This is a genomic window from Streptomyces bacillaris (genome assembly GCF_003268675.1).
GTDB classification, from domain to species: Bacteria; Actinomycetota; Actinomycetes; order Streptomycetales; family Streptomycetaceae; genus Streptomyces; species Streptomyces bacillaris.
Window position 1 is genome coordinate 2,561,654 of the sequence record NZ_CP029378.1, and the last position, 22,238, is coordinate 2,583,891.

18 protein-coding genes are annotated in these 22,238 nt (G+C 74.8%); 6 read left to right on the forward strand and 12 right to left on the reverse strand.

All coding sequences use genetic code 11. The features are described from left to right. Positions 1 to 14 precede the first annotated feature (14 nt). Positions 15 to 335: a ferredoxin gene (fdxA, locus tag DJ476_RS10550; RefSeq protein ID WP_018489192.1), complete on the reverse strand. Its 321-nt coding sequence runs from the start codon at positions 333 to 335 to the stop codon at positions 15 to 17. A gap of 117 nt (positions 336 to 452) precedes the next feature. Here fdxA and DJ476_RS10555 point away from each other — a divergent pair, with 117 nt between their 5' ends. The 3 genes from DJ476_RS10555 (at position 453) to DJ476_RS10565 (ending at position 3,497) form a co-directional block, all read left to right on the forward strand. Then, entirely contained in the window at positions 453 to 1,508 is a 1,056-nt protein-coding gene (locus DJ476_RS10555; protein ID WP_103416484.1) for a GNAT family N-acetyltransferase, read from the forward strand. A 154-nt stretch (positions 1,509 to 1,662) separates the two neighbouring features. Next, positions 1,663 to 2,544, forward strand: coding sequence for a transglutaminase-like domain-containing protein (locus DJ476_RS10560; protein WP_103416485.1), 882 nt, complete (start codon positions 1,663 to 1,665; stop codon positions 2,542 to 2,544). 341 nt (positions 2,545 to 2,885) lie between these two features. Continuing rightward, positions 2,886 to 3,497, forward strand: coding sequence for a response regulator transcription factor (locus DJ476_RS10565; RefSeq protein ID WP_112490371.1), 612 nt, complete (start codon positions 2,886 to 2,888; stop codon positions 3,495 to 3,497). On the opposite strand, the gene DJ476_RS10570 is transcribed toward DJ476_RS10565, so the two are convergent. The 5 genes from DJ476_RS10570 to DJ476_RS10590 all read right to left on the reverse strand — a co-directional run bounded on the left by DJ476_RS10570 (position 3,466) and on the right by DJ476_RS10590 (position 11,498). Beyond that, positions 3,466 to 5,358 carry an ATP-binding cassette domain-containing protein gene (locus tag DJ476_RS10570; RefSeq protein ID WP_112490372.1) on the reverse strand — a complete coding sequence of 631 codons (1,893 nt, stop codon included), beginning with the start codon at positions 5,356 to 5,358 and terminating at the stop codon, positions 3,466 to 3,468. The two genes, DJ476_RS10565 and DJ476_RS10570, sit on opposite strands and share 32 nt — an antisense overlap. Then, the gene (locus DJ476_RS10575; protein ID WP_112490373.1) at positions 5,355 to 7,247 is read right to left on the reverse strand and encodes an ABC transporter ATP-binding protein; all 1,893 of its coding nucleotides are present in this window, start codon (positions 7,245 to 7,247) and stop codon (positions 5,355 to 5,357) included. Before DJ476_RS10575 ends, DJ476_RS10570 begins: the two co-directional genes overlap by 4 nt. 147 nt (positions 7,248 to 7,394) lie before the next feature. Then, entirely contained in the window at positions 7,395 to 7,526 is a 132-nt protein-coding gene (locus DJ476_RS10580) for a SapB/AmfS family lanthipeptide (RefSeq protein ID WP_019761740.1), read from the reverse strand. 69 nt (positions 7,527 to 7,595) lie between these two features. Then, on the reverse strand, positions 7,596 to 10,352 hold the full coding sequence (lanKC, locus tag DJ476_RS10585) for a class III lanthionine synthetase LanKC (protein WP_112490374.1): 2,757 nt from the start codon (positions 10,350 to 10,352) through the stop codon (positions 7,596 to 7,598). Positions 10,353 to 10,517: 165 nt separating this feature from the next. Then, entirely contained in the window at positions 10,518 to 11,498 is a 981-nt protein-coding gene (locus DJ476_RS10590) for an ArsR/SmtB family transcription factor (RefSeq protein ID WP_112490375.1), read from the reverse strand. Positions 11,499 to 11,739: 241 nt separating this feature from the next. Here DJ476_RS10590 and DJ476_RS10595 point away from each other — a divergent pair, with 241 nt between their 5' ends. Together DJ476_RS10595 and DJ476_RS10600 are read left to right on the forward strand one after the other, a co-directional pair. Next, the gene (locus DJ476_RS10595; protein WP_112490376.1) at positions 11,740 to 13,041 is read left to right on the forward strand and encodes an MFS transporter; all 1,302 of its coding nucleotides are present in this window, start codon (positions 11,740 to 11,742) and stop codon (positions 13,039 to 13,041) included. Positions 13,042 to 13,154: 113 nt separating this feature from the next. Next, on the forward strand, positions 13,155 to 13,727 hold the full coding sequence (locus DJ476_RS10600) for a sugar O-acetyltransferase (RefSeq protein WP_103416675.1): 573 nt from the start codon (positions 13,155 to 13,157) through the stop codon (positions 13,725 to 13,727). A gap of 273 nt (positions 13,728 to 14,000) precedes the next feature. Here DJ476_RS10600 and DJ476_RS10605 read toward each other — a convergent pair whose 3' ends face one another. From DJ476_RS10605 to DJ476_RS10635, 6 genes are all read right to left on the reverse strand, one after another. Beyond that, entirely contained in the window at positions 14,001 to 14,528 is a 528-nt protein-coding gene (locus DJ476_RS10605; protein ID WP_112490377.1) for a DUF4265 domain-containing protein, read from the reverse strand. Between the two features lie 96 nt (positions 14,529 to 14,624). Then, complete coding sequence (locus tag DJ476_RS10610; protein ID WP_318294541.1) at positions 14,625 to 15,164, reverse strand: GNAT family N-acetyltransferase; 540 nt, start codon at positions 15,162 to 15,164, stop codon at positions 14,625 to 14,627. Between the two features lie 207 nt (positions 15,165 to 15,371). Further along, positions 15,372 to 17,726, reverse strand: coding sequence for a hypothetical protein (locus tag DJ476_RS10615; RefSeq protein ID WP_208853486.1), 2,355 nt, complete (start codon positions 17,724 to 17,726; stop codon positions 15,372 to 15,374). A gap of 175 nt (positions 17,727 to 17,901) precedes the next feature. Then, positions 17,902 to 18,516, reverse strand: coding sequence for a DUF6113 family protein (locus DJ476_RS10625; RefSeq protein ID WP_112490379.1), 615 nt, complete (start codon positions 18,514 to 18,516; stop codon positions 17,902 to 17,904). Beyond that, on the reverse strand, positions 18,513 to 19,526 hold the full coding sequence (mshB, locus tag DJ476_RS10630) for an N-acetyl-1-D-myo-inositol-2-amino-2-deoxy-alpha-D-glucopyranoside deacetylase (RefSeq protein ID WP_103416494.1): 1,014 nt from the start codon (positions 19,524 to 19,526) through the stop codon (positions 18,513 to 18,515). The genes DJ476_RS10625 and mshB overlap by 4 nt, the downstream gene beginning before the upstream one ends. Positions 19,527 to 19,654: 128 nt before the next feature. Then, positions 19,655 to 19,849, reverse strand: a complete 195-nt coding sequence (locus DJ476_RS10635; RefSeq protein ID WP_018490263.1) for a hypothetical protein — start codon at positions 19,847 to 19,849, stop codon at positions 19,655 to 19,657. Between the two features lie 161 nt (positions 19,850 to 20,010). On the opposite strand from DJ476_RS10635, the gene DJ476_RS10640 reads away from it, so the two are divergent. Beyond that, positions 20,011 to 22,137, forward strand: a complete 2,127-nt coding sequence (locus tag DJ476_RS10640; protein ID WP_112490380.1) for a S9 family peptidase — start codon at positions 20,011 to 20,013, stop codon at positions 22,135 to 22,137. The last annotated feature ends 101 nt before the right edge of the window (positions 22,138 to 22,238 follow it).

Consider the following 22,238-nt stretch of genomic DNA (forward strand, 5'->3'; position numbering starts at 1 on the left):
CGTGGTGCGGCCGCTTACTGGTTCTGCGGCGGCAGCCCGGCGATGAAGGAGTGGTCGCGCTCGATGAGGCCCAGCTTGGAAGCACCGCCCGGCGAGCCGAGGTCGTCGAAGAACTCGACGTTCGCCTTGTAGTAGTCCTTCCACTCCTCCGGGGTGTCGTCCTCGTAGAAGATGGCCTCGACCGGGCAGACCGGCTCACAGGCTCCGCAGTCGACGCATTCGTCCGGGTGGATGTACAAGGACCGCTGGCCCTCGTAGATGCAGTCGACGGGGCACTCCTCGATGCAGGCCTTGTCCTTCACGTCGACACAAGGCTGCGCGATGACGTAGGTCACGCTGTCGTTCCTCCTCGGTAGGGCGTTGGCTCTCGCGCGGGAGCGCGGCGTCGTCGATGCCCGCACCTAGTATCTCCGTTCTCGGGCACGATCCGAACAGGAGGGGCGGACAGAGCTGTGGAATTCACCATGGGCGGACGGCTGGAAGTCCGCATCACACCGGCTGACGTGGGCAAACGCGTCTCGGTCAGGCGGCGTTCCACGGGGGGCGGCTCCGGCGCGGAGTTCACCGACACGGTCGGCGTTCTCACATCGTGGAACGACGGTGTGGTCGCGATCACACGGAAGAGCGGCGAGTCGGTCCGCATCCTGGAATCGTCCCTGGTCGCGGGCAAGGTCGTGCCCGCGGCCCCGGCCCGCAGGCGGGGCCCGGCCGCCTCCTTCGCGGAGCTGGCCGCCGTCACCGCGCGCGCCTGGCAGCCGGTGGAGAGCGAGCCGCTGGGCGCGTGGCGGCTGCGCGCCGCGGGCGGCTTCACCCGCCGCGCCAACTCCGTGCTGCCGCTCGGGGATCCGGGGCTGCCGCTCGGCGAGGCGTTCGAGCGGATCGAGCAGTGGTACGGGGAGCGGGACCTGCCCCCGTACATCCAGACGGCGACCGGGGCCGAGGGCACGCAGGAGACGCTCTGCGCGGAGCTGGAGCGGCACGGCTGGCGGCGCGAGGTCTCGGCGGAGGTGCGGATCGCCGCGCTGGCGCCGGTCGGTGACCTGGACGCGGACGTGTCGGCGGTGCGGCTGACCCGCGAGCCGGACGCGGCATGGCTCTCCCGCTACCAGCGCTTCTCCACGCCCGGCCCCCAGGTGCTGCGGGTGCTGGGCAGCGGCCCGTCGGTCTGGTTCGCCACGGTGGCGGGCGGGGGCTCCGGCGGAAGTGCGGGTGAGGCCTCCGGCGAGGGCGCGGGCGAGGGCTCCGGTGGCGATGAGCCGCCCGCGGCGATCGGGCGGTGTGTCGTGGACGGGCGGTGGGCCGGGTTCATGGCCGTCGAGGTCGCCCCCGAGCACCGGCGGCGCGGGCTGGCCACGGCGGTGATGGCGGCGCTGGCCCGCCGGGCCCTGGACGAAGGCGCATCGGCGGCCTGGCTCCAGGTGGAGGAGGACAATGAAGGGGCGCGGGCGCTGTACGACGGCATGGGCTTCGCCCCGCACCACCGGTACCACCACTTCCGGCCCGCGTAGCGGAGAGCGTGGGCGGGGCGGCAGGGGCGACGGGTCCGACGGGACCGCTACGGAGGGCGGGGCCGCAGGGCGGCCTCAGCGGTGGGGCAGCCCTCAGCGGCAGGGCGGTCCGCAGAGGTACGGCAGCAAGGACGAGCAGGGGCATGGGTCGCATATGAGCGCGCAGGATTCCGGTACGGCCGAGCGGCGGCGGCAGTTCGCCGAGGAGGCCCGGTCCGAGCGGCCGGATCTCGCCCTGCTCTGTCTGCTGCTGGGCGCGGAGGCGGGCCCGGTCGGCCCGGAGGAGCCGCGTCCGCTCCGGCCGGGGGACGTCTCCCCCGACCCGTACGGGATCGACGCGGCCCAGATCGAACTGGACCGGCTCGCCGGGCTGCTGCCCCACGGCATCCGCACCCCCGCCGGCTGGGCCACGGCCCTGGCCGAACTGCTCGGTGGGCGGCACGAGTTCGGCGGCTCAGCGGCGGACTACCAGCGGTTGGAGTCCTCGCTTCTCCAGCAGGTGCTGCGCCGCCGCCGGGGGCTGCCGATCCTGCTCTCCGTGGTCTGGATCGAGGTCGCCCGGCGGGCCGGCGCCCCGGTGTACGGGGTGGCGCTGCCCGGCCACTTCGTCGTCGGCTTCGGGGACCCGGAACAGCCGGTGCTGGTCGACCCGTTCGCCGGAGGCGCGCCGCTGACCGGCGAGGACGCCGGGCTGTTCGTGGCCGGGGCGACGGGGGCCAGGCTGGAGCCGTCCATGCTGGCACCGGCCCGGCCGCTGGAGATCGTGCTGCGCATCCTGAACAACATCAGGGCCTGGGCCGCCGCCCGCCCCGAGCGCACGGACGTCTCCCTCTGGGCGGTGGACCTCTCGCTGCTGCTGCCCTCGCACCCGGCCCGGCTGCGCTACGAGCGGGCCCAGCTCCTGGTCCAGCGCGGGGAGTTCCAGCGCGGGGCGGCGGAGATGGAGGAGTACGCGGAGGTGCTCGACGCCATCGAGCCGACGACGGCCGAGACGGTCCGGCACAAGGCCCAGGCGGCCCGGGCGCTGCTGAACTGAGCGGGGCCCGGCGAGGTGAACCGAGCGGGCCCGGTGCACAGCGCATGGGCCGGTGAACCGAGCGTGGCCCGGCCGGATTTCGGTGCGGATTGCGGCCGGAAAGGTATACCCCGGCCTGCCCTCATCGGTCGGATTCAGCCGCTCCACCACCCCGTGCGCTCCCGCTGTACATCCGAACGCCCCCATCCGCGCCCATCAGGCACGGGAATCCGCCAATTCGTCGGCGCGGCCGAATGCTCATGCGCTCCACTGGAGACCCGTCACCCGACGCGCACACGCCATCGCATTCTGCGATACGTCTGTAGTGCGCGCGCCAGGAGAGAAATGCCGAGGGCAGCTTGATGACAACCGTTCTGCTGGTCCACACCGTGCCTCTGTGGCGCGCTTCGCTGGCCTCCCTGCTCGGCGCGGGGCAGGGAATAGAGGTGACGACCGCCGACCGGGAGGCGATACGCCCGGCACTGGCGGGCTCGGGACCGGCACCGGATGTGATCCTCACCGACCTGGACTGTCCGGACTCCCTGGACCTGCTGGAGGAGGTCCGGTCGCTGGCCGAACCGCACGGCCGGGGCTGTCCGTTGGCGGTCCTCACCCGCAGCGACCGGCCGCGGGGGCTGCGCCGGGCCTACGAGGCGGGCGCCCGCGGCTATATCGACAAGTACCGGCTGGTGGACGATCTCTCCGAGGTCATGCACAAACTGGCCGACGGCGGGCGGCATATCGACGAGTCACTTGCCTTCAGCCTGTTACACGTGGCCGACATGCCCTTATCCCCCCGGGAATTGAGCGTGCTCTCCCTGGCCGAGAGCGGGGAAACCGTCACGGGTATCGCGGGGCGGCTGCATCTCACCCAGGGGACGGTCCGCAATTACCTCGCCGCCGCCATTCGGAAGTCCGGCGCGCGCAATCGGGTGGACGCCATCAGACGGGCGAAGGAGGCGGGGTGGATCTGACTCCGCCGCCGTGGACCACGTCGTTCGACGACCCGTTCGAACGGCCGTTCTCGCGGAGCGACCCGCTCGACCGGCCGTGGTCACGGAGCGGCTCGTCCGGTTCCCAGAGGCCGGCCAGGTCCCGGTAGAGCGCCGAGGTGCGCAGCAGCTCCGCCGAGGTGCCGCAGCGGGTGCGGGGGCCGTCCATCACCAGGATCCGGTCGGCGCGGTGGGCGGAGCTGAGGCGGTGGGCGACGACCACCAGGGCGCTGGGCAGCGCGGCGAAGGCCAGTTCGGCACGGGTCTCGGCCGCCGGGTCGAGCCGGCTGGTGGCCTCGTCCAGCACGATGAGCGGCGGGGCCGCCAGATGGGCCCGGCCGAGGGCGACGAGCTGGCGTTCCCCCTGGGAGAGCCGGTCCGGTTCGACGAGGGCGTCCAGCGAGCCGAGCCGGGTGAGCAGGGGGTCCAGGCCGAGCGCGGCGACGGTGGCGGCCAGCTCCCGGTCGGTCGCGTCGGGGCGCAGATACCGGAGGTTGTCCCGCAGTGAACCGGTGAACACGTACGCGTGCTGGGGCAGCAGAACCCGTACGGAGGTGGCGTCGGCCGCCCGCACCGGCCGCCCGAGCCACCGCACGGAGCCCGCACCGGGCGTCTCCACCCCGGCCAGGACGGCGGCGAGCGTGGACTTGCCACTGCCGCTCGGCCCGACGACGGCCAGGTGCTCGCCGGGGGCGACGGTGAGCGAGAGCCGGTCCAGGACGGGGTGCGCGGCGGGCCCGTAGGCGAAGGTGACGGCGTCCAGTTCGGCGACGGGGGCGCCGCGCGGTGGGGGCGCGCCCCGGTCGTGACCGTCGTGCCCCTGAACCCGACCGTGCCCGTCGTCTCCGTCCTCGGCCGGGGGCGGCGGCGCGTCCGTGAACCGGTCCAGGACCACCAGCAGCCGGCCGCCGACCGTGGAGAGCATGGTCATCAGCGCCTGGACCGCCGGGGCCAGCGCCTGGGTGAGGTACGTGAGCGCGCCGACGAGCGCACCGGGCGTGAGGCCGTTGCGGAGCAGCCAGGGGGCGCCGAGGAGCAGGAGCAGGGGCGGGAAGCGCCCGCAGACCGCCAGGGCCACCACCCGTACGCCGGACCAGCGGGCCAGTGAACGGGCCGCGCGGACCTGGGCGTCGGCCAGTTCCCGGGACTCCGTCACCGTGCGGTCGGCGGCCCCCGCGGCGGCGATGTCCCGCAGGTCGGCGGCGGTCCGGCCCGCGTGGGCGGCGTACGCCTCGTCGGCGGTGAGGTAGTCGCGCTGGCGGGCGGCCATCGGCACCAGGGTGGCCAGGAAGAGGGCGGCGCCCAGGACGAGCGGGGGCAGCACGAGGAGCAGGAGCCTCGGCTCCAGGGCCAGCAGGCCTGCCACCGCTCCGGCCACCGTGAACACGAACGACCGGAGCGTCAGGACGAGTCCGGCCCAGCCGTCCCGGGCGATCTCGCTCTGGTGGGTGACCTGGGAGAGGGAGCGGGCGGTGGTGCCGGTCGGGTGCGCGAGGGCGCCGACGAGCGCGCGGGAGACCGCGCGCCGCACGAGTCCGTCGCGCAGCGGCTCCACCAGGTCCGCGAGCCGTCCGAAGACCCCGCGGGTGGCGAGCTGGGCGGGGAGCACGGCCACGGCGGCGACGGCCAGCCAGAGGAGACCGGTGAGCGGACGCCCGGCGAGGAAGCCGTGGTCCAGCGCCCGGGCGACGCCGTAGCCGCCCAGAAAGGTCTGGACGAACTCCAGCAGGGACCAGCCGGCCAGCCGCAGGACGGTTCCGGTGCGGGCTCGGAGGAAGGGACGGGCGTCGCGGGTGACCCGGGTGAGGGGGCCGGAGCGACGGGCCGTTCGGGGTGCTTTCACCGGGCCTCCACTTCCGTACGGGCCCGTGGAAGCGCCCCGTCCGCCCCCGCCCCCGGCCCTTCGTCCGCCTCCGCCGTCTCCTCCGCCTCGCCCGTCTCCGTACGGAACACCGCCCGGTACTCCGGATCGGCCCACAGCTCCTCGTGCGGGCCCGTCGCCCGGACGCGGCCGTCCTCCAGCCAGAGGACCCGGTCGGCGCGGGCGGCAGAGGAGAGGCGGTGGGCCACGATCACCCGGGTGCAGCGCCCGGCCCGCTCGTCGAGGGCGCGGCGGACGTGGTGTTCGGTGACGGTGTCGAGGCCGGAGAGGGCGTCGTCCAGGATCAGCAGCCGGCCGGGGTGGGCGAACGCGCGGGCCAGTCCCAGCCGTTGGCGTTCGCCGCCGGAGAGCGGGGCGTCGGTGAGCGGGGTGGCGTAGCCGTACGGGAGGAGCCCGACGAACCCGTCCGCGCGGGCGGCGCGGGCCCCCTCCCGTACCGCGGCGGGCCCGGCGGTCCACGGCCCGAAGGCGATCGTGTCCTCGACCGTGGTGCCGGGCAGGGCCGGGCGGGCGAAGGCGTAGGCGATCTCGGGGCGCAGAAGGGCGGGGTCCATGGCGGTCAGGGGGACGCCGTCGAGGAGCACGGTTCCGGTGTCCGGGTCGAGCAGCCGTCCGACGACCGCCGCGAAGACCGACTTGCCGGAGCCCGAGCGGCCGACGACGGCGAGGGAGGTGCCGCCGGGGACGGTGAGATGGACACCGGTGAGCAGCGGCTTCCGGTCCGGTTCGCCGTTGAGCAGTGGTTCCCCGTCCTGGTTTCCGTCCTGCTTGCCTTCCTGGTTCCCGTCCTGCTTTCCGTCCTGGACGACCCCGACGTCCCGGAGTTCGAGGTGGCCCGGGCCGCCGGGGAGCGGGCCCAGCCCCTCGTGCGGCAGCGGGTCCAGGGTGAGCAGCGGGTCCAGGGTGCGGGCGGCGGCGCGGCTGCGGGCGAGGGCGCCGAGCGCTCCGGTGAGGGAGCCGATGCCGACGGCGAGGGCCGCGTACCGGGAGGCGGCGACGAGGTCCCCGACGCCGATCGCGCCCGCGTGGAGCCGGAGGCCGCAGACCGCGAGGACCAGCAGCATGAGGAGGGGCAGCAGCAGGGCGCTCTGGCCGGCGGCCCGCCCGTACACGGCCCAGGTGCGTCGGCCGTGGGCCGCCAGGGTGGTGAGCGGTTCGAGGATGCGGCGGTACTCGCGGGCTCCGGTGCGGGCGGCGCGGATGGTGTCGGCGCCGTCGAGGGCCTCGGTGAGGCGGTGGGCGATGACGGACTGGGCGCGCTGGTAGTCGGCCCCGGCGTCGGCGGTGCGGCGGGTGAAGGTGTGCAGGAGGGCGACGAGGAGGGGGGCGCCGAGAAGGAAGGCGGCGGCCGTCCAGGGGTCGATGACGAAGAGGCCGACGATCGCGCCGAGCGGGAGCAGCACGCCCGCGACGGCCCCGGCGGCGGTGACGGGCGCGGTCGCCGCGTCGGCGGTGCGGGCGGTGAGCCGGGCGGTGAGGTCCCCGGTGGGTACGGCGAGGGCGCGGCGGGGTTCGGCGGCCAGGACCCGGGCGGTGGTGCGGGTGCGCAGGTGCGCGGTGAGCCGGGCGCCGGTGCTGGTGGTGAGGACGGCGGCGCCCGCGTCGAACCCGGTCTCGGCCAGGGTCAGTACGGCGCAGAGCAGCAGCCCGGCCCAGGGCACGGGCCCGCCGTCGACGAGCCGGTCGACGGTGTGGCCGAGGGCGGCGGGCAGGGCGAGGGCGGCGAGCGCCCCGCCGGTGGAGCAGAGGAAGAGCGCGAGGAGGGCGCCCGGGTGGCGCTGGGCGAGCCGGCGTGCGCCGGAGGGCGCCGGAGGACGGGGACGGAGGCGGAGGCGGGGTTTCGGCCGCACGTGGTCTCCCTTTCCGGACCCGTGTCGATCGGTACGTGCGCGTGGACAGACGTACGCCGCCGGTCCCGGGCGGACGAACCGCTCGGGACCGGCGGACGGGCCGCCCGGCCCGCCGGTGGGGTCACCGGCGGAGCGGGCGGCGAGGCGTCACGGGGTGCAGAGGACCACGCTCAGCGAGCTGTACTCGCAGACCAGCAGCGAGACCTGGCTGCCCGTGGCGAGCTCGCCGAAGTTCTCCTCGGCCGGGGTCTCCATCGCCTGAAGGTCCAGAAGCGCCATGATGGTGTTTCCTTTCTGGGACGGTAACCGGAACCCGTTGCTCCGGCTGTGTGTTGAGCGGTGGTGGTGCTACGACCCCTGAAGGAGCCGGTCCGTGGGGCCGCTCGCGCGGCCGGGTCGCGCCACCGGTGGAGCGGAGGCGGCGAGGAAGGGAAGCGTGGTGGCCGGGCCCGGTGGGGCGCCCGGGGTGGTGCCGAGGGCGGCGCCCAGGGCGAGCAGGCAGCCGGCGGTCCCGGTGGCCAGGTCCATCGACAGCCGCATCAACTGCTCGCCGGGGAAGGCGAGTCCGCCTCCGTACGTGAGGGCGTGACCGGCGAGCAGGCGGGTGTGGAGGCGGACGGCCCGCTCCCGGGTCTCCGCGTCGCACAGGGGTGTGGCCGCCAGGTGCATGAGGAGCCCGGCCGAGCCGCGCAGCAGCCCGGGCTGGACGTAGAAGGCGGAGAGCGCGGCCGGGAGCAGGGCCCGGCCCGCCGCCTCCAGCTCCGCGTCGTCGGGGCGGTGGGCGAGGTAGGCGTCGATGACGGCCGCGATCCCGGCGCTGCCCGCTCCGAGGTAGGGCATCAGCCGCTTGCCCTCGACGACGAGGAGTTCACCGTCGTCCCCGGCCCGGCACCGGTCCAGGTCGCGCCGGAGGGCGGCGGCGGCCACGTCGAGCAGGGCGGGGTCCCCGGTGGTGCCGTACCGGCGGATCAGCAGCAGGGCGACTCCGGTCGCGCCGTGCAGGAGGCCGGTGCGCGGGGACGGCGGACCGTCCAGCAGGGCGCGTACGGCGAGGGCGGTGCAGCGCCCGGCGGCCTCGGTGAGCGCCGGGACCTCGGTGGCGGAGGCGGTGCGGGCCAGGTCGTCGAGGGCGAGGCCGATACCGGCGTACCCGCTGTGCAGTCCGGGGGCCAGGCCCTCCAGCGGCTGGTCCAGGACGATCCGGACGAGGTCGGCGGCCTCGGCGGTGCGGCCGATCCGGTTCAGCGTCCAGGCGATGCCGGTGAGCCCGTCGTAGAAGCCGAGCGGGGAGCCGGAGGCCGGGTCCTTGGCCTGCCGCACCAGCCACTCCTCGGCCGGCTCGCAGCGCGGGGCGCCGGTCTCGTGCAGGGCGTAGAGCACGCCGGCGGCGCCGTACGCGAAGGACTGGCCGCCGGTCGCGGTGGCGAACTGGGCGATGTCGCCCGGGAAACATCGGTCGTCGCGGTCGGGCGTACAGGAGGCGGCGATGGCGCGGGCCATCGCGGCACGGCTCTCCGGCCAGTCGCCGGGGTCGGGCGGGAGCGGCTGGGAGGCGTCGGCGTCCGGCGCCGTACCTGCGCCTGCGCCTGCGTCTGTGCGTGTGCCCACACCCGTACTCGCGTCCGTACGGGAGGAAGCGTCCGTACGGGAAGAGGCGTCCGCGCCCGTACCGGCTGTCCCCGCCCCCCGCTGGATCTCCTCCACCGCCGGCCGCAGCCGCTCCTCCCCCACCGGGAAGACGCGGGCGATCTCCCGGGCGAGGCCCGCCGCCTTCATGCGGTCGATGCCGAAGAGCGTGGTGAGCGGCAGATACAGCGCGAGCCGGAGGCAGGCGAGGGCGTACCGGTCGATGTCGGTGCCGCGCCTGTCGGGCGGGGCGACGAAGGCCGGGTTGGCGACGATCTGGCGGCGGCGGTCGGCGGCCGGGGAGGCGGCCTCGAAGTCGAGCAGGGCGATCCGGCCGGACTCCTCGTCGACCATGACGTTGCTCATGTGGAGATCGCTGATGACGATGCCCCGGGCGTGCACGGCCTCGACGGCGGCCTCGACCTTCCCGTACGCCTCCTCCGCCCACGCCACATGTCCGGCGAGCAGCTCGGGGGCCGGGTTCTGCCGGGCGAGCGGGAAGCGGCGGGCGAAGACGGTGTTGAGGGTGGTGCCCGGCAGATACTGGAGGACCAGGAAGTGGTGGCCGCCGACCTCGAACGCGTCGTGCACCGCCGGTACGCACTCCAGCCCCGCCAGCCGCTCCAGCGCGGTCCGCTCGCGCTCCAGGCGGGCGACGGCATCGGCCCCGTCGGCGGCGAGCCCGGCGTACGGGCGGGCCTCCTTGAGGACGACCTGCTCGCCGGTGCGGGTGTCGCGGCCGAGGTAGACCCCGCCGCCGTTGGAGAAGTGCAGCGCCTTCTCGACGGTGTACGGAAGGTCACCGAGGCCGACGGCGGCGCGGGCCTCCAGGTGCGGGCGCAGGAAGTCGGGCGGGGTCACCCAGGCGGGCACCCGGAAGGCCGGGCCCCGGTCGTCGGGGACCAGGCGCCCCTGCGGATCGGCCACGGCGGGGACGGGCCGCCCGTCGGGGCCCGTACAGAAGCGGGCGGCGAACGCCCCGTACCGCGTGTGCACGGGCCCGTTGCCGCACCGCAGGTCGCTCAGGATGTACGGGCCGTGCTCGCCCTCCAGCAGCTCCATCAGCGCGGCGCACACCTCGGGGAACGTCTCCTCGGAGTGCGGGTACACGGTGATGAACTTGCCGCTGCCCGCCCGGTCCGCGTACTTGGAGTTCCGCAGGGCCAGCAGGGCGGGGGACGGTACGCACTTGAAGGGCAGCCGGTGGGCCAGACAGTGGGCCGCGACCCGCTCCAGCACCGATTCCGCGTTGTCGGCGGCGGCCGATATGTGGAGCTTCCACCCCTGGGCCGGCAGCCGCAGCCCGGCCGGGCTGAAGGAGAGCCAGTCACCGCGCCGGGAGCGGGTCCACCCCTCGGGGGCTCCGCCGCGGACGGGAGCGTAGAACGCCCGCTCCTCGGCGCCCGCTTCGAGGGAACGGTGGGGCGCGTCGTAGAAGCGGCGGTCCGCCTGGCAGTACGCGGCGTACTCCGGATTCACGACATTCCCTTCGCTCGGCGTTCCGTGGCGAGAGAGAAATTGTCATAACGATGAGCATCACCAATAGTCACCGATGTCACGACTCATACATGCGCGCGATCCATGCGGAGCGCATCGCCCACCGGTGACTTCCCAGCTACGGCCAGGGGCGCGCGCCGGGCGCATTCAGCCCGCCGCGCGCACCAGCCCGTCCCCCGCCGCCGTACGGAAATAGAGCACGGACCGTCCGTCCCGGCGGCGGCGCACCAGCCCCGCGTCCAGCAGAACCCGCAGATGGCGGCCGACGGAGCCCAGTCCCTGCCCGGTCAGCGCGGTGAGCTGGGTGGTGGAGAGCGGCGAGGCGAGCAGCATCAGGACGCCCGCCCGCGCCGGACCGATCAACGCGCCGAGCGCCTGCGGCGGTACGGGGGCGCGCCCGGTGTCGGCGAGCGCGCCCGTACAGGGGTAGACCACGCCGTAGCGGTGCGGGATGTCCCAGCAGACCCAGCCCACATCGGCGGTGACGGGGGTGAACACGAGCTGGGCGCCGCCGAGTTCGCGCGGCGGGTTGTCGTACGTGTTGATCTGGAGCCGGCTCTCCCCCAGCCACCGCATCCCCGGCCGCATCCCGTCGATCGCCCGCGCCCAGCCGCCCCGGCTCAACTGGGCGGCCCGGGCGATGACATCGGCCTCCAGCACCCGGCGCCGGGCGGGCCACTCCGGCTCCACGGTCCGCGTCCACACCCACTCCAGGACGTCGGCGCTCCGCTCCGCCAGATCGTCCCGGTCCAGCGCGGCGGGGAGCGGCCCGCCCAGGCTCACGGTGAGATCGGCGCGGGCCGCCTCGGGCTGGGTCGCCCGGACCCGCGCCAGCTCCGACGCGAACGTGTCCGGCTCCTGCCCGGCGGGTGGCGGGACGGGCGCCGGGGTGAGGAAATCGGCGCTCCAGCGGGGGGTGAGGGCGGCGCGGACGATGCGGGCGGCGAGCGGGTCGTCGGCCTGGAGCCGCCGGTAGGCGGGCAGCCACCGCTCCAGCCAGGCCCGCTCCCGGGGGTGGGCGGCGGTGGCCCGCTCCAGGGTGCTGAGGCTCGCCACGGTCTCCGCGAGCGGGGAGACGACGAAGCGGCTGCTCGCGAGGGTGTCGGTGCTGATCTGCCACCAGCCCATGGGGTGCTCCCGGGTGCGTTGGGGGAAGGGTTGGTCCGGCCTGCGCGGGCGGCGTCCGTACGCGGCTCCACCGCCGACCACCGCCGCACGGGCCCCCCTCCCGGATGCCTCGGAGGGGAGTGGCGTGCGCGAGTGGCGTCGTACGCCCGGCTCCACCGCCGTACGGGCGCCCAGTTGCTCGACGTTTCGCCTGTACGCGAAAGAGTAACGAGCCCGCTGACCGCCCTCGCACACTCCGCTGATGCGCACCTACCGCGAGCTCTTCCGCACCCCGGAGTTCCTCCCCCTCTTCACGACCGCCTCCGTGCAGGTGGCGGCGCAGACCACGAGCGGCCTCGCCCTCGGCACGCTCGTCTACACCTCGACGGGCTCACCGCTGCTGTCGGCGCTGGCCATGTTCGGCCCCTCCCTGGCCCAGGTCGCCGGGGCCCTCACCCTGCTCTCGGCGGCGGACCGGCTGCCGCCGCGCGCCACGCTGACGGGCCTGGCGCTGCTGTTCGCGCTCGGCACCGCGGCCCAGGCGGTCCCCGGGCTGCCCCTGTGGGCCGCCTTCGCCGTCCTGCTGGCCCTCGGGGTGGCCTCCTCGCTGGGCGGCGGGGTGCGGTACGGACTGCTCAACGAGATCCTGCCGCAGCGGGGGTTCCTGCTCGGCCGCTCGGTGCTCAACATGTCGGTCGGCACCACGCAGATCGCCGGGTTCGCGGTGGGCGGGGTGCTGGTGACGGCCCTCTCGGCGCGCGGCACGCTGCTGGCCGGGGCGGGACTGTACGTCGTGGCCGCCGCCCTCGCCCGGTTCGGGCTCGCCGCCCGGCCGCCCCGGGCCACCGGCCGGGCCTCGGTCCGGGAGACCTGGCGGACCAACGCGGCGCTCTGGTCCTCCGCACCCCGCCGCTCGGTGTACCTCGCCCTGTGGGTGCCCAACGGGCTGGTCGTGGGGTGCGAGTCCCTGTACATCGCGTACGCGCCCGGGCACGCGGGGCTCCTGTTCGCGTGCGGGGCCCTGGGGATGCTGGCCGGGGACACGCTGGTGGGCCGGTTCGTACCGGGGCGGTGGCGCGCCCGGCTCGACGCTCCGCTGCGGCTGCTGCTGGCCGCCCCGTACTTGGCGTTCGCGCTGAACCCCGGGCTGCCGGTCGCGGTGGTGGCGGTGGTGGTGGCGAGCGTCGGCTTCAGCGCCAGCCTGCTGCTCCAGGAACGGCTGATGGCCCTCACCCCGCCGGAGCTGAGCGGCCAGGCCCTGGGGCTCGGCTCCTCGGGGATGCTCGCGATGCAGGGCGTGGGCGCGGCCGTCGCGGGGTCGGTCGCCCAGCTGACCTCGCCGGGGACCGGGATGGCGGCGGTCGCCGCGCTCTCGGTGGCGGTGACGCTGGCCCTGGCGCCGGGGCTGCGGGCGGGAAGCCCCTCGGGACGGAAACCTTCGGGACAGAAACCTCCGGGGCAGAACCCTTCGGGACAGGGGACGGATCCGGCGGGCAGACTGCACGGGGACGGATCATCCCCTACGGGGGATGCGCAGGATACGAAGGAGACGACGACCTCGTGACCAGCCAGAACACCCCCAACTCCGCTGAGAACGCCGGGCCCGAGGACACCGGGACCCGGAACCCCGGCACCGAGGACGCCACGCGGAACGCGCCCCGCAGCCAGCGGGAGGCCATGCTCGCGGGCGAGCTCTACCTCGCCGACGACCCGGAGATCGCGGCGGACGCGCTGCGCTCGGCGCTCCTGACCGAGCGCTTCAACGCCACCTCGGCCACCGACCCCGAGGCCCGCCGCGCGGCCCTGGCCGAGCTGCTGGGTGAGCTGGGCGAGGGCGCCGAGATCCGCCCGCCGCTGCGGGTGGACTACGGCCACCAGATCGTGGTCGGCCCGCGTACGTTCGTGAACTTCGGGGCGGTGTTCCTGGACGTCGCCCGCATCACGATCGGCGCCGACGTCCAGATCGGCCCGAACGTCCAGCTCCTCACCCCGACCCACCCGATCGCCCCGGAGCCGCGCCGGGCCAAGTGGGAGGCGGCGGAACCGATCACGATCGGGGACAACGTGTGGCTGGGCGGCGGGGTGATCGTCTGCCCGGGGGTGAGCATCGGGGAGAACACGGTGGTCGGCGCGGGGGCGGTGGTGACGAAGGACCTGCCGGCGAATGTGGTGGCGGTGGGCAACCCGGCCCGGGTGATCCGGAAGATCGGGGAGGAGGGGGACGGGAAGGCGCCGACCCCCACGGCCTGACTTCAGGGCGGGGCTCCTCGGCCTGACTTCAGGACCCCACACGCCTGCCTCGCCGAGCTGGGCCCCGGGCCCGCCCAGCGCCGACGCACCCCGGGGCCGGCGCCCGGCCGCCCCGCGTACCACCACGCCACGGAGGCCGTCCCGGCGTCGGCGCACCCCGTGCCCCACGTGCCCCGTGCACCCCACCCACGCACCGGACCCGCCGCGCCACATACCTCCACACCACCCGGACCCGCCCCGCCGCTCACGTCCCCAGACGCCACCCCCGTACCCCTACGCCTCCCGCCAGGCCTCCGTGGCGCACGAGACCTCGAAGTGCCACCACCCCTCGTCCCTCCCCCGGACGAGCAGCGCCTTGATCGCCCGGAAGTCCGCACCGCCCGGCACGGTGAGCGCGACCAGCGGAAAGTCCGCGCTGAAGACCTCGCCGCCCAGTCCGAACGGGGAGAACCGTTCGTGCACGGCGCGGGCGTCCCGCCCGAGCGGCCCGTCCGGTACGGGCAGCACGCGTACGGTGCAGTTGCCGGAGGCGGCCACCCGCCCGGTGGCCCAGTGCACCCCGTCCGCGTCGGTCGTGAACCGTACGGTCTCGCCCTCGGCCACCCCGTCCTGGAGGAACGGCACGTTGTCGACGCGGGCGGTCTCGGCGCTCAGCCGGGTCGCCCACAATCCCTCGGTGTCGTACGGCAGCCAGTCCTCACGCGGGACGAAGCGGAACCAGACCTTGATCCGTCGGCCGGCGCCCGGGGGCGGGGGGTCATCACGGGCCGGGCGCGGCGGACCGGCGTCGGGCGAGCTCATGGCCCCATGGTCCCCCGTACGCCGCACACCCGCGCGTCCGGGCCCCGGCCGGGCCACGACGATCACCGCCTGCGGGCGGGGCATCGCTTCACCAAGTCAACGAGCACCCCACCGGCCCACGAACGCAGCGCACAACTCTTGACGCGTACAGGCACATCGGGAAAGCATCACCGTAACGAGAGAGGGCTCTCTCACTTCTCCCCACCCGGCGAGCCGCTCCCAGAGCCCGGCCGGGGGCACGGTCGCGCCGAGCGAGGAGAGGACGGCGGACCCCTCGGCGGTGACGGACTGGACCTTCTCGCAGTACGAGAGCCCGCGGCGCAACCGGAACCCGGAGTTCACGAGCGCGGCGGCCCCCGTCTCGTCCTCCGGCAGCACCGCCCCGGCCGCCCGCATCCGCTGCTCCAGCGCGGAGAGCAACGCGGTCCCGAGCTCTAGATTGCGCCAGGCCGGATGCAGGGCCACCCGCAGCACCCACGCCCGGTCCCCGTCGACCCGCCCCACGGCAGCCCCCACGAGCTGCCCCTCGGCCACGGCGACGACCCCCGGGTTCGCCCCCTGAAGCGCGGCAACCACCTCGGAGAGCCGGAACACGGCGGGCTCCCCACTGGTACGGCTCTCCAAGTCGAGGCGCACAACGCCTTCCAGATCCTCGGGTACGAAATCCCGCACATGCCACACGGCCATGATCCGGCCCTGCCCCGCCTCCGACGCACCCGTCCTGCCCCGCCCGCCCTTCCATGATGCGCCGGGCGGGGGCGGGGCGCCTGTCGGGACGGGAACGGGGCCGGCCCCCGCCCGGGGGTCCGGGTGGGGGCCGTCTGGTGGGCGTACGGGTGGGGGTCAGCCCTCGCCGGTGAGGTCGATGGTCACCGTGCGCTCCGCCGGGGTCTTGCCGGTGAGGGCGGTCTTCATCGCCTGGGCCACGTCGTCCGCGTCGACCGGGTGCTGCTTGCCGTCGGCCTTGACGGCGGTGATGCCGTCGAAGACGCCGTCCAGGAGGGTGGTGATCGCCTTCTTGTCGTAGACGTCGACCAGCCGGCCGTCGACGGCCTTCATGGAGAGGATCTGCGGCAGCGACCTCGCCGGGCCGAACTGGATCTGCTTCGGGCCCGCCTTGATGGTGATCAGGTCGGACATCGCGGGCTCCGCGAACTCCTTCATCGCCCGGGTCAGTTCGGCCTGGGTGATGGTGGGTTCCCGGGTGGCGACGGGGAGTTCGACCACCTTGGGGCGGCCGGTCTGGACCTGGGCGCGGTAGGCGTCGCGGACGGAGATCAGCGACTGGCCGACGTCCAGGGTCTTGCCGGGCTTGCCCGGGACCGCGATCGCCTTGTTCGGCTCGAACCGGATCGTGCCGTCCTGGGACGAACCGGCGGTGCCCGCCAGGTCGTTCAGCGCGACGCCGAGCTTCTCCTCGTCGACCGGGATCACCGGGTCCGCGGCGCGCGCCCCGCCGAAGAGCGAGCCGATCACCGAGACCGGGTTGTAGTCGCTGCCCGCGGCTCCGCGCACGGTCTCCTGGCTGTCCAGGGTGAGACCGGCCTTCTCCGGGTCCAGCTTCTCCTCCTTGCCGTCCACGGAGAGCGTCAGCGGGGCCCGGGAGCGCTCGCCGAGGGCGGCCTCCAGCTTGACGACCGCCTCCTCCTTCGTGCCGCCGCCGATGTCGACCCCGAGCACCGTGGTGCCCTTGGGGACCTCGGAGTGGTTCAGGAGGAGTCCGGCGCCGTAGGCGATGCCGAGCAGCACGACCGCGGCCACCCCGAGGAGGACCAGCTTGGAGCGGCCCTTCTTGGCGGGGGCTGCGGGCGTCGGCGCAGGGCGCGCGGCCGCGGGGCGGGGCGTCGTGGGCGCGCCCGGACTGTCGGGCCCGTCCGCGAACGGGTCGTTGCCGCCCGGGAACGGGCTGCCGGGGCCGCCGGGGCCCCCGGGGAAGGGGCCTCCGCCCGAGCCCGGGCCGCCCGGGAACGCGCCGCCGGGACCGTCCGGCCCGCCCGGGAACGTCGAGCGCGGCTCGCTGGGCACCACGGGGATGCCGCTCGTCAGCGTGTCGCCCGAGACATGGCCGCCGGGGCCCGCGTCGGGTGCCGGGGACTGCGGCGTCAGGATCGCGGTGTCGTCGGAGAGCCGGGGCGGTACGCCGCCGGGGGCGCCCGGGACCATCGGGCCGGGGCCGCCGAGCCCCGGGATGCTGTCCAGGTCGGGAGTGAGGGACGAGGTGCCGGTGACCGGGCCCGTGGTGGGGCCGGAGGGCCCGGGCCCACCGGGTCGCCCCGGGCCAGGTGTGCGGACACCGGGGTCGGGCGTGGAGCGCGGGCCCGCCGAGCCGGGGGGCTCGGCGCTGTAGCCGTCCAGGGCGCTGGTGGGACCGCCGGAGCCGGACGTGCCCAGGCCCGGGATGCCCGAGCCGGGTGTGTCCGGGCCGGGGATGCCGGAACCGGATGTGCCGGGTCCGTTGCCGGGGCGCGGGGCGGCGTCCGAGAAGTACGGCAGGTCGGGACGCGGCCGGGCGCCACCGTCGGGACCCGCCGCGCCGGGGCCGCCCGGGCCACCGGAGCCGGGGGCGCCGGAGCCGGGACCGCCCTGACCGCCCGCGCCACTCGCGCCGAGCGGGCCCGCGCCGGAGGAACCGGAACCGGGCATGCCCGCCGAACCGGAGGCCGGTGCGGGCGCCGGGGCCGGGCTCTTGCGCGGGGCGAACCAGTCGCTCCCGGACTTCGCCCTGGCCCCTTCGTCCGCGGCGGTGGAGCCGGAGGCCGCCGGGGCGGAGGGATCGGCGGAACCGCCGCCGTCCCGGGTGTCACGGGCGTTCCGTGCCTGCGCCGCGGAGGAGGGAGCCGACGCGGCGGCACCGTCCGTCAGGCCCGAGGGCGCGGTCGGCGGTGTGCCGGGGCGCGGGGTCGAGCCCGTGCGCTCCGCGTCGGGACGGCCGGTGGCGAGGTCGCTCTCGGCCATCGGCGTACGCATCACGACCGGCGGGATCGGACGCGACCCGGGGATGTTGATCCGGATGCGCGTCGTCAGCGTCGTCTCGGTCTTCGGCTCTTCGGGCCGGGGCGGATCGACGGATTCCGGAGACTCGTCCGAGCCGGCCGCCGACGAATACTGGCGGGATCCGTACGGCGGCGTACCCGACGGGTACGCGGCTCCACCGCGCCCCTGGGGCCCGGAGGACGAACTGTCAGTTTCACGACTCAAAGCAGGTTCTCCCGATTGGCTCCGCCGCCCGTACTTCCCCCATGCCGCAGGCCAGGGGACGGCTCGGCGCGCGCACCACCATACTGGCCGCCGCCGCAGGACACTCCGCGACCGGGAGAAACCTCCACCTCGGCATCACACCTGTGGGGGGCATTCCGGGCGCGGACTTAGCACTTCAGATACCGGACCGGCCACGACGGGTGGCTGATTGCGGCACCTTGGAGGTCGTGGCACACATCACAGCCACGGCCGTTCCGCCGAGCGTGAAGAGCGCCAGGCCGAGTTCGTCGCCGAAGACGTAGTCGCCTTCCGGCCGGCCCGACAGCAGCAGGAACACCGTGATGAACCAGCCGACGGCGGGCGCGAGCGCGCCGATCTGGGTGCCGGTCAGGATGCGGCCGCCGTAGAAGAGGCCCGCCGAACCCGCCAGCGCGATGATCAACCCGCCCGGGAACCAGGCCGCTTGGACCAGCGTCCCGGCCAGCGCCACGAGCGCGCCGAGCACCGCGAGCCCGAAGTAGGCCGCGATCCGGCCCGGGTTCGGGCGGCTGGTGAAGCCGGTGTAGCCGACGTCTTCGGGGGCCCGGGCCGGTGTGCCGGTACGTGGTGTGCCGGTGCGCGAGGCCGCCTTGCTGCTGCCCGATGCGCCGGAGCGCGGGGCGTTGCCGCTGCTCGGCGCCCCGGAGCGCGCCGCCTTGGAGCGCGCCGCCCCGGAGGCCGGTGCGTCGCCGCCCGCCGCACGGGCACGATCACGGTCGCGGCCCGGGCCCTTGCCGTTCTGCCCGCTCATGCGCCTGCCCCCGATGCGGAGGCCGGACCCGATACGGAATCCGGCCCGGCACCCGAAGCGGAACCCGCCGCCGATCCCCGTACGGCACCCGCCCCGGCCTCCGGCACGGTCGCGGTCTCCGCCTCCGCCACCCCCGCGAACAAGTCGTCCTCCCGTGCCCCGGCCACGGCCCCCGGGACACCCCGCACCAGCTGGTAGCACTCGGTCGTCAGGAGCGGCTGGCCCAGGTCGTTGGAGAGGGCGAAGAAGGGGCCCTCGTCGGCCACCGCGATCTGGGTCGTATGGGCGCGCATCGCCGCCGCCTTCGCCCCGGCGTACGCCGATCCGTCGATCTCGGCCGTGATCTCGTCGCCGTCGACCACCCCGGGGACGTCGTCCACCGCCGCGATGCCCGGGAAGGCGTCGGGGGCCGTCGCGCGGAGGTGCGCGAAGGCGGCCTCCACCACCGACCGCTCCGCACGGTTCCAGTAGACCTTGGCGACGGTGTGCGGGGCGCCCGTGCCGTACGCCGGGTCGGCGGCCAGCTCGGTGGCGCGCATGGCGACCCGGTGGGCCTGGATGTGGTCGGGGTGGCCGTAGCCGCCGTCGGGGTCGTAGGTGACCAGGACCTGGGGGCGGACCTCCCGGACGATCTCCACGAGCGGGGCGGCGGCCTCGTCCACGGGGGCGGCCCAGAAGGCGCCGGGGCGCTCGTTCTGCTCGGTGCCCATCATCCCGGAGTCCCGGAACCGGCCCGGCCCGCCGAGGAAGCGGTGGTCGGTGACGCCCAGCTCCTTCATCGCCGCGGCCAGCTCGCCCACCCGGTACGGGCCGAGGGTGTCGTCGCGGTCGGCGGCGAGATGGGCGAGGGCGGGCGGGATGACCTCGCCCTCCTCGCCCAGCGTGCACGTCACCAGCGTGACGTGGGCGCCCTCGGCCGCATACCTGGCCATGGTGGCGCCGTTGTTGATCGACTCGTCGTCCGGGTGCGCGTGCACCAGCAGCAGACGGCGGGCGGGGAGGTCCTTCATGGGGACCACCCTACGAGCCCGGCGGGCCCCGGTGTCCCCCGCTCCCCGCCGACGGCGTCAGCGCGGGCGTACCCGGACGGAATGCGGGTACACGCGATCGGAAGGCGGATGCGGACGGATGCAGGCGGTCAGAACTTGATACTCCCGATCATCCCCGCCACGTTCGACGTCAGGTCCGAGATGGTCGGCGCGACGGACGAACTGGCGATGTAGAACCCCAGCAGCATGCAGATCACCGCATGTCCGCCCTTCAGTCCGGATTTCCGGATCAGCAGGAAGACGATGATCGCCAGCAGCACCACCGCCGAAATCGAGAGCGCCACGGCGGTTCACCTCCATCAGTACGGTCGGGACGGGGATACGCGGGTCGACGGGTTCTTACCCACCGAGCGCTACGGATCATAACTATCCGTGCCAACGCATTGATCGGGGCACAGCAGCACGAGGGGCGCACGAACCGCTGCGCGAAGCTAAGTTCGAGGCCATGACCTCACCGAAGCTGTCCTTTCCCCGCCAGCACGCACGGACCCAGCGGTTCACTCTCGGCGCACCGAGAGCCTTCACCGTCTCACCGGATGAGACGCGGGTGATCTTCCTGCGCTCCACCTCGGGCACCGACCGCACCAACCGCCTCTGGGTGCTGGACCCGGCCTCCGGGCAGGAGCGGCTGGTCGCGGATCCCGAGGCGCTGCTGGGCGGTTCGGCGGAGCGGCTGTCGGCGCAGGAGCGGGCCCGACGCGAGCGGACCCGGGAGGGGTCGGCCGGGATCGTCTCCTACGCGGTGGACGCGGCGGCAGAGTTGGCCGCCTTCGCGCTCTCCGGGAAGGTGTACGTGGCCGAGTTGCGGGCCGGAACGGCGCGGGCGCTGCCGGTGCCGGGCCCGGTGCTGGACCCGCGCCCCTCCCCCGACGGGCGCCAGATCGCGTACGTCTCCAAGGGTGCGCTGCGGGTCGTGGGCGCGGAGGGCGAGGGCGACAGGGCGCTGGCCGAGCCCGAGGACGCCCATGTCACCTATGGTCTGGCCGAGTTCGTGGCGGCCGAGGAGATGCACCGCTTCCGGGGCTTCTGGTGGTCGCCGGAGTCGGACCGGCTGCTGGTCGCGCGGGCCGACGACAGCGCCGTACAGCGGTGGTTCATCGCCGATCCCGCGCACCCGGAGCGGAAGCCGGCCGAGGTGGCCTATCCGGCGGCGGGGACGCCCAACGCCGAGGTGCGGCTCTTCGTGGTGGACCTGGAGGGAGAGCGTACGGAAGTGGTCTGGGACCGGGCGGCGTTCCCGTACCTGGCCCAGGTGCACTGGTCCGCCGCGGGTGCCCCGCTGCTCCTCGTCCAGGCCCGCGACCAGCGCAGTCAGCGGTATCTGGCGGTGGACCCGGAGTCCGGCGAGACCCGGATCGTCCATGTGGACGAGGACCCGGTCTGGCTGGATCTGTTCGGCGGGGTGCCCGCGTGGGCGCCGGACGGGCGGCTCGTACGGATCGCGGACGAGGGCGGCGCCCGGGTGCTGGCCGTCGGTGACCGGCCGCTGACCGGGGCCCAGTTGCACATCCAGGCGGTGCTGGACATCGGGGAGTCGGACATCCTGGTCTCCGCCGTGGCGGGCGAGGAGGCGGCGGCTCCGGAGACCGGGGAGAGCCATGTGTACCGGGTCAACGAGCTGGGAATCGAGCGGATTTCCGAAGGGGTGGGTGTGCACTCCGCCGTGCGCTCGGGCGAGCTGACCGTACTGGTCTCGGCCACCCCGGACACGCCCGGATCGGCCGCCTGGGTCGTCCGGGACGGCAAGCGGCTGGTCCGGATCGCGAGCTTCGCGCAGGAGCCGGTGCTCTCGGCACAGGTGACGCTCACCGAGGGGGGCGCACGGCGGATTCCGTGCGCCGTGCTGCTTCCGTCGGGGTACCAGGAGTCGGACGGTCCCCTTCCGGTCCTGATGGATCCGTACGGTGGTCCGCACGGCCGCCGCGTGGTCGCCGCCCACAACGCGCACCTCACCTCGCAGTGGTTCGCGGACCAGGGCTTCGCGGTGGTCGTGGCGGACGGGCGCGGCGCCCCGGGCCGTTCGCCCGCCTGGGAGAAGGCCGTACGGGACGACTTCGTCCTCACCCTGGACGACCAGATCGAGGCCCTGCACGCCCTGGCCGGGCGGTTCCCGCTGGATCTGGACCGGGTCGCCATCCGGGGCTGGTCGTACGGGGGTTACCTCTCCGGCCTCGCGGTGCTGCGCCGCCCCGACGTCTTCCACGCGGCCGTGGTGGGCGCCCCGGTGACGGACTGGCGGCTCTACGACACCCACTACACCGAGCGCTATCTCGGGGACCCGGGCGCGCAGCCCGAGGTGTACGCGTACAACGCCCTGATGACCGACGACGGGCTCGCGCACGCGGCCGAGCAGGTGCGGCCCATGATGATCGTCCACGGGCTCGCGGACGACAACGTGGTGGTCGCGCACGCGCTGCGGCTCTCCTCGGCGCTGCTGGCGGCCGGGCGGCCCCACGAGGTGCTGCCGCTGAGCGGGGTGACCCATATGACGCCGCAGGAGCAGGTCGCGGAGAACCTGCTGCTGCTCCAGGTGGACTTCCTCAAGCGGTCGTTGGGGCTGTCCCGCGGCTGAGGGCCGCCGTAGCGGCCTCGCGGCGGAAGGCCGTCGGGGGCGGGGCCAACCGGCCGGAGCGACACGACGACGCCCCGGCCGGCCCACGGCACCCGCACGGC

Coding starts and splice junctions, on each gene's coding strand:
- DJ476_RS10580 (WP_019761740.1), bottom strand. CDS start 7,526: ATGGCGCTTCTGGACCTTCAGGCGATGGAGACCCCGGCCGAGGAGAAC.
- DJ476_RS10600 (WP_103416675.1), top strand. CDS start 13,155: ATGCTCGCGGGCGAGCTCTACCTCGCCGACGACCCGGAGATCGCGGCG.
- DJ476_RS10595 (WP_112490376.1), top strand. CDS start 11,740: ATGCGCACCTACCGCGAGCTCTTCCGCACCCCGGAGTTCCTCCCCCTC.
- DJ476_RS10625 (WP_112490379.1), bottom strand. CDS start 18,516: ATGAGCGGGCAGAACGGCAAGGGCCCGGGCCGCGACCGTGATCGTGCC.
- mshB (WP_103416494.1), bottom strand. CDS start 19,526: ATGAAGGACCTCCCCGCCCGCCGTCTGCTGCTGGTGCACGCGCACCCG.
- DJ476_RS10560 (WP_103416485.1), top strand. CDS start 1,663: ATGAGCGCGCAGGATTCCGGTACGGCCGAGCGGCGGCGGCAGTTCGCC.
- DJ476_RS10565 (WP_112490371.1), top strand. CDS start 2,886: ATGACAACCGTTCTGCTGGTCCACACCGTGCCTCTGTGGCGCGCTTCG.
- DJ476_RS10640 (WP_112490380.1), top strand. CDS start 20,011: ATGACCTCACCGAAGCTGTCCTTTCCCCGCCAGCACGCACGGACCCAG.
- DJ476_RS10605 (WP_112490377.1), bottom strand. CDS start 14,528: ATGAGCTCGCCCGACGCCGGTCCGCCGCGCCCGGCCCGTGATGACCCC.
- DJ476_RS10590 (WP_112490375.1), bottom strand. CDS start 11,498: ATGGGCTGGTGGCAGATCAGCACCGACACCCTCGCGAGCAGCCGCTTC.